Here is a 17520-nt window from a genome sequence, read left to right on the forward strand (position 1 = left end):
GCACACCTACTGAAGCTTACGTATTGGTTCAATATAGTGGGGGTATGCATGATCTAATTGTTCGGTAAGGAGAGTCGTAGAAGTATCTCCATGGAAGGCTCATATTTAAACGGTATTTGGATGGTTCAGAGCCGTATGATTTGTTTCTTCTAAAAATTTAAAACAAACCGATTCGGTCATGGTATTTAACGGTTAGAGATATTTAAAGAAGCGAAGCTATTCGGTGTGTAGCCAAAGTCGTACTTTTGCAGGCTGAATGAGGAGAATGAAATTGGAAAGCAAAAAAAGCCAATGGCTGTTAGCCGACAGCCAATAGAACAGTCACATGAGCAAGTATTATTTCCTGAAAATAAAAGAGATCACCCACGAAACGCCAGACGCCGTCACATTACACTTCTGGCATCCATTGAGTGAGGTAGTCAAGTACCAGCCCGGCCAGTTTCTGACGCTATTGCTGCCTCAGAATGGTAGTAAAGTTCGCCGGTCTTACTCAATGTCGAGCTCGCCTTATACGGATGTGTCGCTGGCTATTACCGTAAAACTGCTGCCGGGCGGCTTTGCGTCGGAGTATCTGACGAAGGAGGTGAAGGTAGACGACGTACTGGAAGTGATGGAGCCAATGGGCCATTTCGTGCCTAAGTTGGACGCCGAGCAGAAGCGCACCGTAGTACTGATCGGGGCCGGCAGTGGCATTACGCCGCTGATGTCCATCGCCAAATCGGTGCTGATGGTGGAGCAGGAGAGTACAGTCTATCTGCTTTATGGCAACCGCAATGAGGAAAGTATTATTTTCAAAAATCACCTGGATGCCCTTCAGGAGAAATACGGCGAGCGCTTTCAATTGATCTATACGCTCAGCCAGCCCTCGGCAGCCTGGATCGGCGAAATGGGAAGGCTTAACAAAAGCCAGATCCTGAAAATCATGGAAGGCTTGCCTAAGCCCGACCCCGCTGCAACCGACTACTACCTATGCGGTCCCGAGGATATGATGGAGGAAGCCAAACGCGCCCTGGACATCCTGGACGTTCCCGCCGAGCGTATCCACAGAGAAAGCTTCCTGACTGCCACCACCGCCAAAGCCCACGGCGATGTCACCGAGGCTCCGGAGGATGTCGATGACGATTCGCCGAAGGGGCACGAAGTGACAGTACTTTACGAAGGCAGTGAGTATAAATTTCGGGTAGAACCGCACCAAACTGTGCTGGAAGCGGCGCTGGATCTGGACATCGACCTGCCTTATTCCTGCCAGGCGGGTATGTGTACCGCCTGTATGGGACGCTGCGTATCAGGAAAAGTGCATTTGGACGAAGAAGATGCGCTATCAAAAAGCGAATTGGACGCGGGCTTTATACTCACCTGCGTCGCGCATCCGATGAGTGACGATGTGGTACTTGAAGTGGAATAACTACATATGACAAAGGTAGTTGTCAAGTGTTACTTGCATTTGTCCAGTACTTCTTTTGCCAGCTTTTTCGCCAGATCCAGGTTCACGGCTTTTTCCTTACTCACATTGGCAACGATTTGGAAAGTAGTCGCACCTACTAAAACCGTCAGGTAGTTTTCCTCTTTATTGAACGAGGCAGCATCGCCAAGCCCCGGCACGTCCTCAAACTTATCTTTGGCCGCCATACCTTTGGCCATGCCTGCTGCTGTTTCGGCTTGTTCCTTGGAATAATTAGGGTCGCTTTTGATTCGTTCCTCGGCTGCTTTGAAGGCGAGATCCATTTCCTCCTGCGTAGGATTGCGGTAATAGGCCTTGAAGTTTTCGAGAGGCGTTGCTTTTTTACCGATCATAAATAAATCGCTTCCCAGCCACATCACGCCAATCTCATTTTGGAGAGGAATCTCCATAGTCGAGTTGCCTATTTTTATTATTCGAGTGCGGTCGCTTTTCCAGGAATAAAGGTACTTGTCTTTGGACGCATCACGTTCAGGAGCGCTTTTGTCGTACTTCATCTTGGCATCGGGCATTTCACCGGTGTAGTGCTTCTTGATGACATCCAATGGCAGGAGTTCATCCATTTTGCGTTGGTACGAAAGAACACAGTCACCCTTTCCCGAGTCGTTGGTGGTAGCATCTTCTGTGGAGAGTAAAGAGGTGATAGTTGCGCTGGTACCTTCAGCATCGCCGCCGCAGGAAACCAAAAGCAGGGAAATAGCCAGCAGGGCCAGAAAAAGCAGGTTTTTTCTCATAAAAATTGCCAGGAGGAAGATGATTTTGGGGGGAGGAAGCGGTAAACGATTTGAATACACAAAGCAGGAATATATTTTGGCATCTGGCAATAATGGCCTAGCAATCGGAATCACAATAGCTGCTATTGGTTGCCACTACCTATCAACAGGTTTTTACACCCTTTGCTTGATGGGTAGCCACGAAAAATCGGGCAGGCATTTCGGTAGATTGTGAGGCAGTCGAACTCTTCATAAATGGAGTGCACAACGCCGCAAAACCATTAATCCTGCATCACGCTTTATGAAGAAGTACGTCGCCGCCATCGACCAGGGCACCACCAGTACCCGTTGCATCCTGTTTGACCGACAGGGCAATATCGTTTCCGTAGGCCAAAAGGAACACGAACAGATTTATCCAAAGCCCGGCTGGGTGGAGCATAATCCCGACGAAATCTGGAAAAACACCCTGGAAGTCATTGCCCTGGCGCGGATCAAGGCCTCCGCTGATGTCGGCGAGGTGGCCGCCGTTGGCATCACCAACCAGCGTGAAACCACGGTTGTCTGGAATCGCCGAACCGGAAAAGCCTATCATAATGCGCTGGTCTGGCAGGACACCCGGACGGGTACTTTGGTGGCTAAATACGAAAAAGAGGGCGGCATCGACCGCTTCCGGGCCATCACCGGACTCCCGCTAGCCACCTATTTCAGCGGCTTAAAGCTGAAATGGCTACTGGACAACGTAGATGGCTTGCGGGCCGACGCTGAGAAAGGCGATGCGCTTTTCGGTAACATGGATTCTTTTCTGATCTGGAACCTTACGGGTGGCGCAAAGAGTGGGATTCACGTGACGGACGTCACCAACGCCAGCCGCACCCAGCTCATGAATCTGCGAACCCTACAATGGGACGCGTCGATGTTGAAAGCCTTTGATATCCCCGAAGCCATGCTGCCCGCCATCAAGAGCAGCAGCGAGGTGTATGGCCACGTTGCTTCGGAGTCTCTGCCGGGCGTTCCGGTGGCCGGAGCACTGGGCGACCAGCACGCCGCCCTCGTCGGACAAGCCTGTTTCGAACCTGGTATGGCCAAAAATACCTACGGTACGGGCTGTTTTCTGGTGATGAATACCGGGGACGAATTGCAGGTTTCAGAAAAAGGCCTGCTCACCACGATTGCCTACAAGTTCGGCGACCAGCCTGTGCAGTACGCGCTGGAAGGTAGTATTGCCATCGCGGGAGCACTGGTGCAGTGGGTACGCGATAATCTGGGATTGATCAAAAAAAGCAGTGACATCGAACAATTGGCCCAAAGTGTGGCCGACAACGGTGGCGCTTACTTCGTTCCGGCTTTCTCGGGCCTGTATGCTCCCTACTGGCGCAACGATGCCCGTGGCGTCATCGCCGGACTTACGCGTTATGTCACGAAAGGCCATATCGCCCGCGCCGTGCTGGAAGCGACCGCTTACCAAACCGTGGACGTGGTGAATGCCATGGAGGAGGACTCGGGCATCGAGCTGAAATCGTTACGCGTGGATGGCGGTATGGTGGCAAACCAGATGCTCATGCAGTTTCAGTCAGATATGCTGAATGCTCAGGTCGTGGCTCCCGCCGTCGCCGAAACTACCGCTCTGGGCGCGGCTTACGCGGCGGGGCTAGCCGTAGGCTACTGGAAAGACCTCGATGACTTGCGGAAAAACTGGGCGATTGCACAAACCTGGAACCCGAACATGGAAGAGGCTCAGAGAACGGAACTTTATAATGGCTGGCAGAAGGCGGTAACGAAGTCGTTTGGTTGGGAGGAGTAAGGGAAGAAAATTTCCTATTGCCTGAATTCCTTAACTGATTTATTATGACTCAGCTCCCAGCCTAACCATCCCAAAACTACCAGGTACTCCACCGCCACGACCCATAGATTCTCCTGGAAACCGGACTGCCCGTAAGCCACGTAAGTCAACGGCAGCAGCGCTGACCACGCGATAGGGAACCGGAATCGGGACAAAACGCTCAAAGCGAGGAGTGGCACAATGTACCACGGGTGCACCGTCGTAGCGCAAAGCAGGTAGGTGGTGAGTGCAAAAAGCCAGCGCTCGGGCAGGGAAAGTTTAAGTTTTTTAGACCACGAGAAAAACAATATTAGCGAGATAGAAACCAACGCCAACAACGGTCCGATGGTGGCAATCGGGTTGTAGCCCATGACGAATGTGCCGATTCCCCGCAACAGGTAGTACAGACTGGCGTTAAACTCGAATCGACGAAAGTACAGGTCGAGGCTGGTGGAGATATTCTCAATAATCGTCAGGTTGAAGAAAAACAGGAAGGGCAAAAGAAAAACTACCCCCGCCGTCAGGACATATTTCAGGCTTTTTTCCCAATCTTTTTTGTTCAATAGGGCTGGAATAAAAATGAGCGGCAACAGCTTCACGCCCGCCGCCAGGGCCAGGGAAGTCGCCGAGGAGGTTTGTTTTTGTTTCAAATAAAAGTACAAACCTGCCAGCAGAAAGCAGATCGTTAGCCCTTCATAGTGAAGGTTACCTACTAACTCCACGATAGCCAGCGGATTTAGCGCGTACAGCAGTACGCCTCGCTGCGCCTGAGTTTGGTCTTTCCCCAATATATTCAGAAGCTGATAAAGCAACCAAAGTGTCGCGAGCTCGCCTAAAAAAATGGGCAGCCGTAACCAGAACACGGTTGCCCATTCAGTTTCGCCCAGCGTAGTCGCTGCTGCAAACCAGCCTTGCAGCAGCGGCGGATACACCGTGTAGTAGTCGGGGGAGTTGAGTTTTTGGAATAAGGCTTCCGTCAGCCCGGCCTGGAAGGCGATGGCAGTAGTGAGAATTTCGCTGGGTAGGTACAGAAAAGGATTATAACCATGGGCCAGCAACCGCCCGTCCCAGATGAAGCGGTACACGTCGTCGGAAAGATTCGGAAAGTGCAGCATCCCGAATAGGCGAAAAACGACCGCCGCACCGATAAGAAATTTAAAAGGTACTTTGGCCCAATCTCGAATCGCGATTCCGTAGAGCAGAAATAATATTCCCCACAGACTCAGCAAGGTAACGGTATCGCTGCGGGTAGTTTGGAATAAAAAGAAGAATCCCGCTGCCGCTGCCATGATTCCGACAGCCCACAGTAGCCGACTCATGGCTTGGCCAGTGAATGCCGTACCGACCAGTAGGCGATGAACCCAAATCCCAGCACCAGCACGGTATGGAAAGCCAGCGCGCTATAATTATGAGTGACAAGCCCCAGCACGATTCCTCCCAGAAAATAGAGCACCAGCCCCCATTCCACCCAGGTGAGCGGCGGAATTTTGTGAACCAGATAGGCATTGGCCTGCCAGCGGTCGCCGCGTTGGTTGACATTGAACTTTGGGGTACGTACGAAGGGTGTTTTTCGGCCTAAGTACCCTTCCAGTACCGCCACGGCGTTGTGCAGGGATAGCCCGAGCATGATCGCCAAAAAGGTTGGAAACATGACGACGAACTCCCAAAAAGTACCTCCGCGTCGCCGGAAGGCCGTCCAGTAAAATACACCCATGATAATCAGGCTCAACTGAAAGAAAGTCAGCCAGCCCCAGCCTAGTTTCAGGCCCAGCATCGGGACACTCAGCAGGGCGGTCGCCAGTGTGGCGATAAAAATAGAGCTGTTGAGCAGGTGGAAGGAGGCATACCACTTCGTGGCGAAGGAGAGGTCAGGCGAGCGCCATACATTACCCAGATTTTTACGGGCGCACTCGGCGGCGCCTTTGGTCCAGCGGTACTGCTGCGATTTCACGGCGGGAACCGTCACAGGTAGTTCAGCAGGTGAAACCAGACCTTCGAGATACACAAACCGCCAGCCACGCTGCTGGGCCCGGTAGCTGAGGTCGAGGTCTTCGGTGAGCGTATCCGCCGACCATCCGCCCGCGTCGATGATGGTACTTTTACGCCAGACACCCGCCGTGCCATTGAAATTGATAAAATGCCCACCCGCATTGCGCCCTACCTGCTCGACGGTAAAGTGCGCATCCAGTCCGAAGGCCTGCATACGCGTAATGAGGGAATAGTCTTCGTTAAGATGCCCCCAGCGCGACTGAACCACGCCCACTTCCGCATCGGAAAAATAAGGAATGGATTTTTTTAAATATTCCGGTTTCGGTACAAAATCCGCGTCGAAGATGGCTATAAACTCACCTCGCGCGGTGGTAAGGCCATAAGCAAGTGCTCCCGCCTTGAAGCCCGTCCGATCGCTGCGGCGGATGTGTTTTATATCAAACCCCCGCGCTGCATATTCCGCTATTTTCCGGGCGATGATTTCCACGGTATCGTCGGTCGAATCATCGAGTATTTGGATTTCCAGCAATTCCTGCGGGTAATCGAAAGCCACCACCGCCGCCATCAACCGCTCGATCACGTACCGTTCATTGTACACGGGTAGTTGCACCGTGACTACGGGCCAGGTTTTTGATTCAGGAGTACCCCGAACGGAGTCGCCCGCCCACCCCGTCGGTTTGTGGTTCTGTGGCTCTGTGGCTTCCTCCTTCCAATAGGCAAAAACCAATCCCACCTGCGATAAACTGTACGCGAAAATGAACAGGATAGCCAGCAGAAAAGGAATCAGAACCAGGTATTGAAGAAAAGTCAAAGGAAGAGGATCGTTTGAAAAACAGGTCAGTTTCAAAATTACTCAAAAAACAGGCCTGGGGATGATATGTTCATTACTACGCATGAAGGCGCAGTGAAGTTGCTCCAATTGTGGCACCATCCGCCTTATCTATATTTGAATATCCAGCTAAGAATTTTGTATCCCGCCAGTACCGTTCCTTTCACGGTGCCTGATACCTTGGAATGGCCGATGCGCTTGCGGTAAGTGACGGGTACCTCGCCCACGGCCATGCCCATTTTGGCAGCTTTGAGCTGCATTTCCACGGTCCAGCCGTAGGTCGTATCCTGCATCTGCATGGCGATGAGCTTGTCAAAACGGATCGCGCGAAACGGACCTAGATCGGTGTAAGTGACGCCATAAAAGCGCTTGATCAGTGTCGTTGCCAGCCAGTTGCCAAATACCTGCTGCGGTGTCATGGCACCAGACTCGCGCTCGCCCAGTGCCCGCGAGCCGATGACCATATCGAGATTATTTTCGAGCAAATAATCCACAATTTTGGTCAGTTCTTCGGGATAGTCTGAATAGTCGGCATCCACAAAAACCAGAATTTCCGGCGGATCAGGTTTGTTTTTGAGGTACTCTATTCCTTTCAGGCAAGCGTAGCCGTAGCCCTGGCGAGGTTCATCCAGTACCGTTGCTCCTGCTTCCCGGGCATTCCGTCGCGTATCGTCGCGCGAGTTGTTATTGACCACCACCGTTTCCCGCACGGAATCGGGTAGGTCGCGTACGACGTTACCTACCGAATTTTCTTCGTTAAAAGCGGGAATGACGACGTCGATCAGGATATTTTGCAAAAGGCTTTCGGCTTTCGGCGGTCGGCTTTCGGCTTTTTCAGAGTAGCCAAGTTAGAAACCGAAGCCCGTTTTCTTTAAGAGTCAGGTGCAAAAGTAGGGATTTAAGGAGCTTTTTTATTCACTCAATCACTCATTCTCTCAATCAAAACTGATTTTTAATGAAAATCTCCTTCATTGGGGCCGGAAACGTGGCCTGGCATTTGTCACAAGCCTTCGAGGCGGCCGGGCACCTTATCTGCGAGGTGTACAGCCGCGACCCGCAGCACGCCCGGCAATTAACGGCTCTCTTGTACGACACGGCTATCCAGCCCGACCTGAATTTTTCTGAAAGCGTTGCGGACCTGATCCTGATTGCGGCTTCCGATGATGCATTGGAAAGCATCATGGAGCGCGTCGTGTTACCCGACGGTGTGATCCTGGCCAATGCTTCGGGTAGTCGCTCGCTGGCCGATTTACAGCATTTGGTCGAAGTCCACAGCGACGTCCCCGTGCGGACGGGCGTGCTGTATCCACTACAAACTTTTACCAAGGAGGTGAGGCTGGACTATACCGAAATCCCTTTTTGCATCGAAGCTACCGACGAAGCGACGGAGGAAGAGCTAGTCAAACTGGCGCAGACCATCAGTCAGAGCGTGCAGATCGGTGACTCGGAGGAGCGCCGCAATTTGCACATCGCGGCGGTGTTTGCCTGTAATTTCACCAACCATCTGTTCTCGATTGCCCACGATTTGCTGGCGCACGAGCAGTTGTCTTTTGATTTGTTGAAACCCCTGATTCAGGAGACCACCCACAAGGCGCTGCAAACTTCCGACCCTGCCACGGTACAGACAGGCCCCGCCCGCCGCGCCGATTGGGCCATGACGGCCCGGCATCTGGAATACCTGCAGGAACTCAATCCCGAGTGGACGGCAATTTATCGCCTGATGACGGAAGACATCCGCGAGCGGCACTTCGACGACTGACCTAGCCATTCTCAGCGGGGCATTCCCTCGATCCAGGCCCGCACGAGTTGTACGCCTTCCTGGTGTACCGAGCGGCGGCCTAGCTCGGGCATCATCACGCCGGGATCGGTGGATTCGAGCCGATGCACCAGAATCGATTGGTCTGGCTGGCCCGGAACGATGCCGTAGAGCCGCCCACCCGTGCCGCGTCCGGCGGCGACGGGGGCTTTCATCACGCCCAGCCGGGTAGGGTCGGTTTCCTGCCAGTGCAGCAAAAGTCCCGACGAGCGGGCGGGCCCGGCGGGACTGTGACAGTGGGCGCAGTTGATGTCCAGCCAGGCGCGGGCGCGTTCGGCAACGCTACCTGTGCCGGGGGCATCCCAGCGGGGTGTTGTGGGTACTTCTTCCAGGTCGGGCAGGGCCGTGAGCAGGCCCAGGCGCTGCCAGTGTACCAGTTGATTTTCGGTAGTGTCGGCGTAGGCCAAAGTACCGTTGAGTTGCCGGGCTGAAGGGCCAATAGGCAGCAGTTTTTCGTTCTGATTGTGGCAGCCTTTGCACTGATTCAGGTTAGGCATCGAGTAAGTGAGTGTGCGCTTATCGCCCTGTTCGTCGATCCAGGCTACCTCCTTGCTGTCGCCCGCTACTTCCAGGAGAGCGTCGGTTTGCTCTTCGTTCCAGATGTATTCCAAGGCCTTCCAGCCGTTGGACTCATGCAACAGCAGTCGGGTTTCCATGAGCCGCCGCCCCAGTGCGGGGTTGCGGGCGTCTTTGGGATAATAAAAAGTCTTGATAAGTACCGTCCCGACCGGGAAGTCCAGCACCTGATCGGGGTTATAGGCAGCCGATTGACCATTGGGAAACTTCACGAAGCGAAGTTTTTGGGCGTAATCCGAAAAGAGCGGCGTGTTCAATGCGTAGGGAATCACGCCCGCCGCCGGACGCTGCTCCGCCGGATTTCCCGCAAAAAATCCGTATTCGGATAACATTTCCTTTGGGGCCAGCGGCATAGTGTCCGCGGAAAGCATGGCCTCTTTGAAAGAAAAAAGATAACCTGCCGCTGCCAGGAAAAAAAAGTACTTGACCGTCCGCATCATCTATCTCAGGGTTAGCTCGGCTTTTTTCAACGGATCGAGGGTACAGTCGTAGGGGGATGCGTCCCGCGACACCTGCTTGAAATTATGGGCCGCATCCAGGGTCGCGAAAGAGGCATTCTTGTTGTTTCGCACACAGATAGGCGTCATTTCAGGATGGTCTTTATCCAGGATGCCATCGAAAATGATGTCCGGCACTTTCCGGCCAAAGCGCAGCTTGTACTTGAACATCAGGCCCAGTCGCCCTTTGCCCTGGTACTTCACCCGTTCGCGCTGGTAGCGGTTGTCATGGATGGAAACGCGGGTTGGGTAGGGGTAATAGAGCGAGTCGGTCAGCGGCTTTTCAGTGAGGTAGTAACTGATGACACCCGTCCCCAGGCTATTGTTGCCGATGATTTCATTATCAAAGATCTCCACGTCATTGGTGGCCAACACTAAAATCCCCGTTCCCTGCGGAACGCTGGCCACGATGTTGCCTTCGGGCGCGAAGTTGGGGTAGTTATTGTTATGAATCTTGTTATTGAAAACGCGCACGTTGCCGCCCTTTTTCTGCACCAGGTCGGGCAGGTCGAAGACCAGAATGCCGCCCGTGTTTTCGGTCGCCTCGTTGTCGTACACATCGGCCATCTGCGAGTTCTCGATTTCGATTCCCGCCACGTTGTGGTAGGCACGCGAATTGCGCACGACGATGTACTTCGATTGCCCCACGTAAATCCCCGCGTCGGAGGCCCCGATGGCCTCACATTCTTCAATCAGCACATTGGTGCACAGGACGGGATACAAACCGTAGGCCCCGTTTTCGGCTTTGGGTTCGCCCGTCCATTCGGTTTTCACCCGACGGAAAGTGACGCCGTCGAGGTTCATGGTTTTGATGGCATCGCCTTTGGCATCCTGCACCGTAAAATCCTGTAAAACAATATTCTGCGCATTACTCACCCGCAAGCCCTCGGCCCCTTCGGTCTGGTTTTTAAAACTCAGAATCGTCCGGTCTTTGCCTGCGCCCAGTAAAGTGATGTCTTTCTTACCTTCCAGCGAGAGGGTACCGCTGATCGGGAATGTCCCGGCGTCCAGCCGGATGGTGTCGCCGTCTTCGGCCAGAATAAGCTGCCGCTGTAGTTTTTTCTGAAAATCGGGTCGGGCCGCGGTCGGTTGGGCCTCGTTCGTTTGAGCGCAAACTGCACCCGCGAGGAAGCTTAAGAAAAGGAAGACGGGAAATTTCATGGCTGCGTGGGAGGATTTTATGGATTGTAAAAATAATAAAAAATCCCCGCAAGCGTCAATAATACTTTGGAAGCTGTCAAGCGAGTTTTTTGATAAAAATGCCGTCCAACGGCTTAATCAATTCGGGCAGCTTCCTGTCAGCCAACGCGCTGCTTTCCTTTCCCTCTCGCAATCTCAAGCAGCGTGGCTACATTCGCCAGATTCTTCACCAAGGAAAAAAAACCATTATCGGGAAGTACCTTATGTCTGACAAACGGTTCGCCCTTTTGCGAGAGTTCGGTAAACCAGCCGCCGGAAGCAAGGTCGGGAAAATGCGCCCAAACGTACTCGTGCGTTTGCTCGAACATTTCCAGAAACACAGGCCGAGCCGACAGCAAGTGTGCTTTCATCAGCGTCTGTAGGGCTTCCAGTTGCACCCATGCCAATTTGTGGTTCCAGCGCGGTTCTAGGGGCGGCTTGCCTTTCAGGTCCATGCGATAATAAAAACCGCCGGGCGACGCTTCGCCGGGCGACGCCTCGCCCGATGCCTCATCCCAGGCCGCGCGGACGGTCAGCTCAGTGAGGTCGAGCATCTGGTTGAGCAATTTGCGATTTCGGGTTCGGTCGGCGATGTCCATCATGAAATTAGCCACTTCGAACACCCGTCCTGGCACCAGCGTTCTCCCTGCGGGACAGTCCCAAAAGTGGCCTTCGGGTGTAATGTTTTCCAACAGGATGTCGGAACGCTTGTCATAAAAGTCATCGGTCAGCTCTGCCACGTAGCCGTTGAGTGTTTTCTGGAACCATTTTTTATCGGCGTAGGATTCCGAAGCCAACAGCGCGTGGCCGATCAGGGCGAATTCTTCCAGGTTTTTGAACGCTCGTCCGATTGGCGTTCCGCCGCCCGACGGACCACCGCCAGGATTTTCTTTTTGTTTTTTCAGAGAAGAATCTCGTTTCCGCAGTACCCTGGCGAGGGTTTTCTGCACGTCGTCGGCGTAAGCATCTCCGCCCGTCGCCTGGGCGAGTTGACTCAAAGCCAGCGTGGCGTACAAAGCCGGAAAATGGTCGGTTGCCTTGCTAAGGGATGTTCCCCGGCGGTCGAGCTGTTGATACCAGTTCCCTTTGGCATCGCGGCCCTTTTCCAGTAAAAAATGAACCGTTTTCTGCGCCAATTCCAACCACGCGGGATTTGGGCCAAGCTGGTTATACGCAAAGGCAAAAGCCCAGGCCGCTTGGGCCTGCAACGCCACGGGTTTATCGGTGGATATGATTTCGCCCCTTTCGTCCAGAGCTTCAAAAACTCCTCCATACTGTGGATCGAACGCATGACTTTCCCAAAACGGAAGGATATTCTGCGTCAGTTCGTGGCGGTATTGCTCGGCTAGTTTTTTTATGTCCATGCGAACAAGGCTGGGTGCCGGGGAAAGGATTTGAAAGTAGGGGAAAACCAAAAATAGCGTTAATTTCGGGCTGAACCCAAACTTACAATTCATGAATCCACCCCTGACCGACCGCCTGCTGCGTATCAAATCATTCATTTTTGACATTGACGGTGTACTGACCGACGGCCGCGTGCTGGCTCTCGAAAGCGGCGAGCAGCCACGTTCGTTCCACGTCCGTGACGGCTATGGCATCAACCGCGCCCTGCTCATGGGCTATCGTGTGGCAATCATCTCGGCCCAAAATCAGGTTGGTGTCCGCAAGCGGCTGGAATACCTGGGCGTGAAGGATATTTTCATTGGTTCATCGCCCGACGGCAAGCTGGCTATCTACGAAAAATATTTGGCTGAAAACGATCTAGACGAAGAAGAAGTCGTCTTCATGGGCGATGATATCCCCGATTTGGAAGTAATGCAGCGAACTGCCGTGCTGGGTGCCTGCCCTGCCGACGCGGTGGACGAAATCCTGGCCACCGCCGACTACGTTTCGCCCTACAACGGCGGCTTTGGCGCGGGACGCGACCTGATCGAGCAAGTGATGAAGGCGCAGGGGACGTGGATGGCATGGGTAGAAAAATGACGTTAGATATTGGACGCTGGATTCTGTGAAGCGCCGAGATTTACATCCAAAGTCCAGTGTCTAACTTCCAGAATCAAAAATCAGAAACCAGCATGAAAATTCTCCACACCGCCGATTGGCACATTGGTAAAAAACTGGATCACTACCCGCGCCTCGACGAGCAGAAACTTGTGCTGGACGAAATCTGTCAGATCGCCGATCGGGAAGCGGCGGATTGCGTGGTTATTGCGGGCGATTTGTTCGACAATTTCAGCCCGTCGTCCGAAGCGACCGAGCTACTGTACAGTACTTTGCACTGCCTGTCGGCCAACGGCGCCCGGGCGATTATTGCCATCGCCGGCAACCACGACTCGCCCGAGCGCATTGAAGTACCCGATGCCATGGCGCGAGCCTGCGGCATTATTTTCGTCGGCTTTCCCAACGCCGAAGTAAAGCCTTTCCGCACGCAGGCGGGCGTGGAAGTGGTGAAGGTCGATAAGGGGTTTGTAGAAATAAAACTACCCAGAATTGATTTCCCGCTCCGCGTGCTGCTCACTCCCTACGCCAACGAACAGCGGCTCAAAACCTTCCTCGGCCTGGAAGACACCGAGGCCGCCCTGAGGATGCACCTACAAAGTCATTGGCAGCAACTTGCCGACAAATACCTGGACGATGAGGGTTTTAACCTGCTTGTGACCCACCTCTACATGATGCGCAAGGGCGGCGAGATGCCCGAAGAACCCGACGACGAGCGGCCCATCCTGAACATCGGCGGGGCGCAGGCGGTGTTTTCTGAAAACATTCCCGCTCAAATCCACTATACGGCCCTCGGTCACCTGCACCGTTATCAGGTAGTTGACAAAGTACCCTGTCCGGTGGTGTATTCCAGCAGTCCGCTGGGGTACAGCTTTTCGGAATCAAACCAGACCAAGTACGTGGTACTTTTGGAAGCGGAGGCCGGAAAGCTCGCAAGTTATCAACCCATCGAACTTCAACAGGGTAAAAAACTCCACCGGGGCAAGTTTGAAAATGTGGACGAAGCACTGACCTGGCTGCAAGAACACCGCGACGACCTGGTACAAATCACGATGGTGACCGAAGAGTACCTGGCCTCGGCCGATAAGAAGCGCCTGCTGGACGCCCACCCGGCCCTGATGGCGATTATCCCCGAGATCCGCACCAAAGAAGCCAAGGCCGAAGCCGCCGAACGCCTCCGCCTCGACCCCGAGAAGCTCTCCATTGAAGAACTCTTTGTCGATTATTTCAAGAACAGCAAAATCGGCGCGGGGCAAGTACCCGGTGATTCGCTGCTGGATTTGTTCCGGGAGGTGCGGGCGCTGGATGAAGCAGAAGAATAGAAGAGCGCCAAAGACATAAGGTAACATTGTCCGTCCGGGCGGCTCAGTCTTTTGCAGTTTACCGGTCCTTTTGACTAAATCATACAAATAGAGTAGAAAACGGAACAGAAGTGATACTACTGTTAATGCTTTTATGACATCACCAGCAAGTCAAAGGTACTGTCCACGATCCACACTCAATTATCCCCTATTTTGATACCCCAAAACCTCACCATCCAGGGATTATATTCCTACAAAGAAACCCAGGAAATCGACTTCACGCGCCTGACCGAAACGGCCATTTTTGGTATTTTCGGGAAAGTCGGTAGCGGCAAGTCGTCTATTCTGGAAGCAATTACTTACGCGCTTTACGGCGAAACGGACCGCCTCAACAAATCAGGCGATGACCGTAATTACAACATGATGAACCTGCGGTCGGACTCGTTGCTGATCGACTACGTGTGCCGGGCCGGGCCGGAGGGGCACAAGTACCGCTTCACGGTGAAGGGGCGGCGTAACGGCAAGCAGTTCGATAAAGTAAACACCTTCGAACGCAAGGCGTACCAGTGGTCAGACGAAGCGGAAGACTGGGCGCCGCTGGAAGTCGATAACGCTGCCGAGAAAATCATAGGCTTGAGTTACGACAATTTTAAGCGCACGATTATTATTCCGCAGGGGAAGTTTCAGGATTTTCTCGATCTGCCGCAGGCGCAGCGCACCCGGATGATGAACGAGATTTTTCAACTAAACCGTTATGACCTGGCCGATAAGGTCAAAATCCTGAAAAATCGCAACGATAACCAGCTCGAAAACCTGGCCGGAAAGCTGACTCAACTCGGTCAAACTACCCCTGAGTCACTGGCGCAGTCGAAACGGGATTTGAAAAACGCCCAGTTGCTCATCAGGCAAAACGAAGGTGTGGTAAAGGAATTGACCGAAAATGATAAACAGCTTGAAACGCTGCGCCAGCTTTTTGAGGAAAAACTGACTGCCGAGCAGAAGATAGAGGTACTTGCCAGACAGGAGCAGGATTACAACGCCCGCGCCACGCGGCTTGACCGCTACCAGTTGTGCCGTAATACCTTCAAGCTGGTACTTAATCAGAAAACCATCCAGGAAGCGGCCCTGGCGCGGGACCGGGGTACTTTACAACAAAAGGAAAAAGCGGCGGCGGAAGTGCAACAGCAGATCGCGGGTGAGCAGAAAAAGCTGGACGAAATTTTGCCACATTATGAGAAGCGGGATGCACTGAAAAAAGAAGCTGAGGAACTGGCCCTGGTGCTGACTTTGGCGCAGGCCAAGGAAGAACAGGTTAAATTACAGGAAGACCAAAAGCGTGGGAAGTTGGCTGTGCTGGAAAGAAGAGACCTCATCGCTCAACTCACGGAGCAGAAAGGTACTTTGGAAAAATCGCAGGACGAGGCGAAAGCCGGGCGCGTGGATTTGGAAGTGGTGACCAAGGTAGCCGAGTGGTTCTCGACCAAAAATTCGCTGCTGACGACTAAAGAATCCCTGAAGAAAGATGCCAATGCGGTCGCCAGAGACGAAGAAAAACTCGAAGGGACTAAGTCGGACCTGATGCTTGCCGCGCCTTTCGATCAACTTTTCGGCCCTGAAGATGCCGCAATGACGCCCGCCCAGGTTCGCGAGCGGCTCGATCAGGAAAAGCAGACGCTCGTCGGCCAGAATGCCGAACTGGACAAACAAATCCTGCACCTTAAAACCCAGCGTGAACTCCGGCAGTATGCCAGTGATTTGCAGCCGGGTGCTCCCTGTCCGCTCTGTGGCTCGGTGCATCACCCCAACGTGATGGGCGGGGCCAATGTGATCGACAACGAATTGAAGGCCTTTGAGCAGAGGCAGCAAAAACTGCGCGAGACGGAAACGGCCTATGACCAACTTAAAAACCACCTGACCGGGCTGGAAAACGAGTTGGCATTCTATGAAAAACAGAAAAAGACAATTCGGGAAAAATGGGATGAAAATAAGGCAGCTTTGGCGCAGCACGATGCAGGTTTTGAGTGGACGGGTTTCTCTAAGGACGATGAAAAAGCGGTGAAAGAAGCTTTTCAGGTAGCCCGTCAGCAGCAGGCAGCCATTCAGAAACTGGAAGATGAGTACAAAAAAAAGGAACGGGAACTCAGTGAAGCGCGGGAGGTACTTGACAACAAAATCAAGCCTGCGCTGGATATGATTGAGTTGAAACTAGCCACCAAACTGGCCGAAACCGATACTCTGCAAAAGCAAATCACTCAGCTGGATGTGGCGGAATTTGCCAGCCAAACGGCCGAGCAAATCAAGTACCGCATCCACGCCCAGAATACTACCTACCAGAAACTCACCAACGACTACGACCGCCTGACGAAGCAAATCCAGACGCTGACAGACCAGCAAAATGTACTTTCGGGTGAGATCGCCTCGCTTAAAACCAACACTCAACAACAGGCCGAGGCTCTTCGTACGCTGAACGAAAACCTGGCAAAAGACATTGCCGACTCCGACTTCGCTGATGAAGGCGAGATCGTGACCATGCTGCAGTCGGAACTGGACGTTGCCACCGAGCAAAAACAAATCGAAGCGTATCGCCTGGCGCTGAATACCGCCCGCGCGACTCTGAAATCGCTGGAAGAAAAAACGGACGGCCTGCGCTACGACGCCGAAATCCACCGAAAACTACGTATCGATCTGGAAGAAAAGACAACCCGCCTCAACGAACTTCGCAAAGAAGAGGGAGGCCTGGCCAATCAGGTTAAAAAGCAGGAGCAGGATCTGGCGCAGCAGGGTGATTTGCGCAAGGAAAAGGAAAAACTCGACAACCGCGCCGGTGATATCGACACGCTGACCAAGTTGTTTAAAGCCAGTGGCTTCGTGAGTTATGTGTCGGCCATGCACTTGCAGAACCTGTGCAACCAGGCCAATGCCCGCTTCCATAAAATGACGCGCCACCAGCTGCAGCTTGAACTTTACGAACCCCGCCCGGCGGAATACGATTTTCAAGTCCGCGACCTGCTGAACGAAGGCCGCACCCGCGCCGTCAAGACGCTCTCGGGCGGACAGAAATTCCAGGTTGCGCTGGCGCTGGCGTTAGCATTGGCTGACCAGATTCATAACCAATCGCACGCGCTGCATAACTTTTTCTTCCTCGACGAAGGCTTCGGATCGCTCGACAAGGATTCGCTGAGCGAAGTTTTCGAGACCCTGCAATCGCTGCGCCGCGAAAACCGCATTGTTGGCGTCATCTCACACGTGGAGGAGCTTCAGCAGGAAATCCAAAATCACTTGAAAATAGAAATGACCGAGCAGGGAAGCGTGGTGGTGCCGCATTGGGGGTAGTCTGGGGGCTG

General features: G+C 53.3%; 13 protein-coding genes. 6 read left to right on the forward strand and 7 right to left on the reverse strand.

Annotated elements, in window-relative coordinates; translation table 11 throughout:
* Positions 1-325 precede the first annotated feature (325 nt).
* A complete protein-coding gene (locus IE117_RS01070) occupies positions 326-1405 on the forward strand; it encodes a ferredoxin--NADP reductase (protein ID WP_189562506.1) in 1080 nt (359 codons plus the stop codon).
* A gap of 29 nt (positions 1406-1434) precedes the next feature.
* Here the strand turns inward: IE117_RS01070 and IE117_RS01075 are convergent, their stop codons facing one another.
* Positions 1435-2193: a hypothetical protein gene (locus IE117_RS01075; RefSeq protein ID WP_189562507.1), complete on the reverse strand. Its 759-nt coding sequence runs from the start codon at positions 2191-2193 to the stop codon at positions 1435-1437.
* Positions 2194-2473: 280 nt separating this feature from the next.
* Between IE117_RS01075 and glpK the strand changes: the two genes are divergently transcribed.
* On the forward strand, positions 2474-3973 hold the full coding sequence (glpK, locus tag IE117_RS01080) for a glycerol kinase GlpK (protein WP_189562508.1): 1500 nt from the start codon (positions 2474-2476) through the stop codon (positions 3971-3973).
* A 14-nt stretch (positions 3974-3987) separates the two neighbouring features.
* Here glpK and IE117_RS01085 read toward each other — a convergent pair whose 3' ends face one another.
* The 3 genes from IE117_RS01085 to IE117_RS01095 all read right to left on the reverse strand — a co-directional run bounded on the left by IE117_RS01085 (position 3988) and on the right by IE117_RS01095 (position 7597).
* On the reverse strand, positions 3988-5310 hold the full coding sequence (locus tag IE117_RS01085) for an MptA/MptB family glycosyltransferase (protein ID WP_189562509.1): 1323 nt from the start codon (positions 5308-5310) through the stop codon (positions 3988-3990).
* Positions 5307-6791, reverse strand: coding sequence for a cellulose synthase family protein (locus IE117_RS01090; protein WP_189562510.1), 1485 nt, complete (start codon positions 6789-6791; stop codon positions 5307-5309). Before IE117_RS01090 ends, IE117_RS01085 begins: the two co-directional genes overlap by 4 nt.
* 125 nt (positions 6792-6916) lie before the next feature.
* Complete coding sequence (locus IE117_RS01095) at positions 6917-7597, reverse strand: glycosyltransferase family 2 protein (protein ID WP_374757957.1); 681 nt, start codon at positions 7595-7597, stop codon at positions 6917-6919.
* Positions 7598-7764: 167 nt separating this feature from the next.
* Between IE117_RS01095 and IE117_RS01100 the strand changes: the two genes are divergently transcribed.
* Positions 7765-8568, forward strand: coding sequence for a Rossmann-like and DUF2520 domain-containing protein (locus IE117_RS01100; protein ID WP_189562512.1), 804 nt, complete (start codon positions 7765-7767; stop codon positions 8566-8568).
* 11 nt (positions 8569-8579) lie between these two features.
* On the opposite strand, the gene IE117_RS01105 is transcribed toward IE117_RS01100, so the two are convergent.
* From IE117_RS01105 to IE117_RS01115, 3 genes are all read right to left on the reverse strand, one after another.
* Positions 8580-9641 carry an SO2930 family diheme c-type cytochrome gene (locus IE117_RS01105; protein ID WP_229580152.1) on the reverse strand — a complete coding sequence of 354 codons (1062 nt, stop codon included), beginning with the start codon at positions 9639-9641 and terminating at the stop codon, positions 8580-8582.
* Complete coding sequence (locus IE117_RS01110; protein ID WP_189562513.1) at positions 9642-10859, reverse strand: parallel beta-helix domain-containing protein; 1218 nt, start codon at positions 10857-10859, stop codon at positions 9642-9644.
* 137 nt (positions 10860-10996) lie between these two features.
* Complete coding sequence (locus IE117_RS01115; RefSeq protein ID WP_189562514.1) at positions 10997-12241, reverse strand: AGE family epimerase/isomerase; 1245 nt, start codon at positions 12239-12241, stop codon at positions 10997-10999.
* Positions 12242-12332: 91 nt separating this feature from the next.
* Between IE117_RS01115 and IE117_RS01120 the strand changes: the two genes are divergently transcribed.
* The 3 genes from IE117_RS01120 (at position 12333) to IE117_RS01130 (ending at position 17509) form a co-directional block, all read left to right on the forward strand.
* Complete coding sequence (locus IE117_RS01120) at positions 12333-12860, forward strand: KdsC family phosphatase (RefSeq protein WP_189562515.1); 528 nt, start codon at positions 12333-12335, stop codon at positions 12858-12860.
* Between the two features lie 92 nt (positions 12861-12952).
* Positions 12953-14197: an exonuclease SbcCD subunit D gene (locus IE117_RS01125; RefSeq protein WP_189562516.1), complete on the forward strand. Its 1245-nt coding sequence runs from the start codon at positions 12953-12955 to the stop codon at positions 14195-14197.
* A gap of 192 nt (positions 14198-14389) precedes the next feature.
* Positions 14390-17509 (forward strand): AAA family ATPase, encoded by a 3120-nt coding sequence (locus IE117_RS01130; RefSeq protein ID WP_189562517.1) that lies wholly within the window; start codon positions 14390-14392, stop codon positions 17507-17509.
* Positions 17510-17520: the final 11 nt, after the last annotated feature.

The organism is Persicitalea jodogahamensis (assembly GCF_014651615.1).
GTDB lineage: Bacteria > Bacteroidota > Bacteroidia > Cytophagales > Spirosomataceae > Persicitalea > Persicitalea jodogahamensis.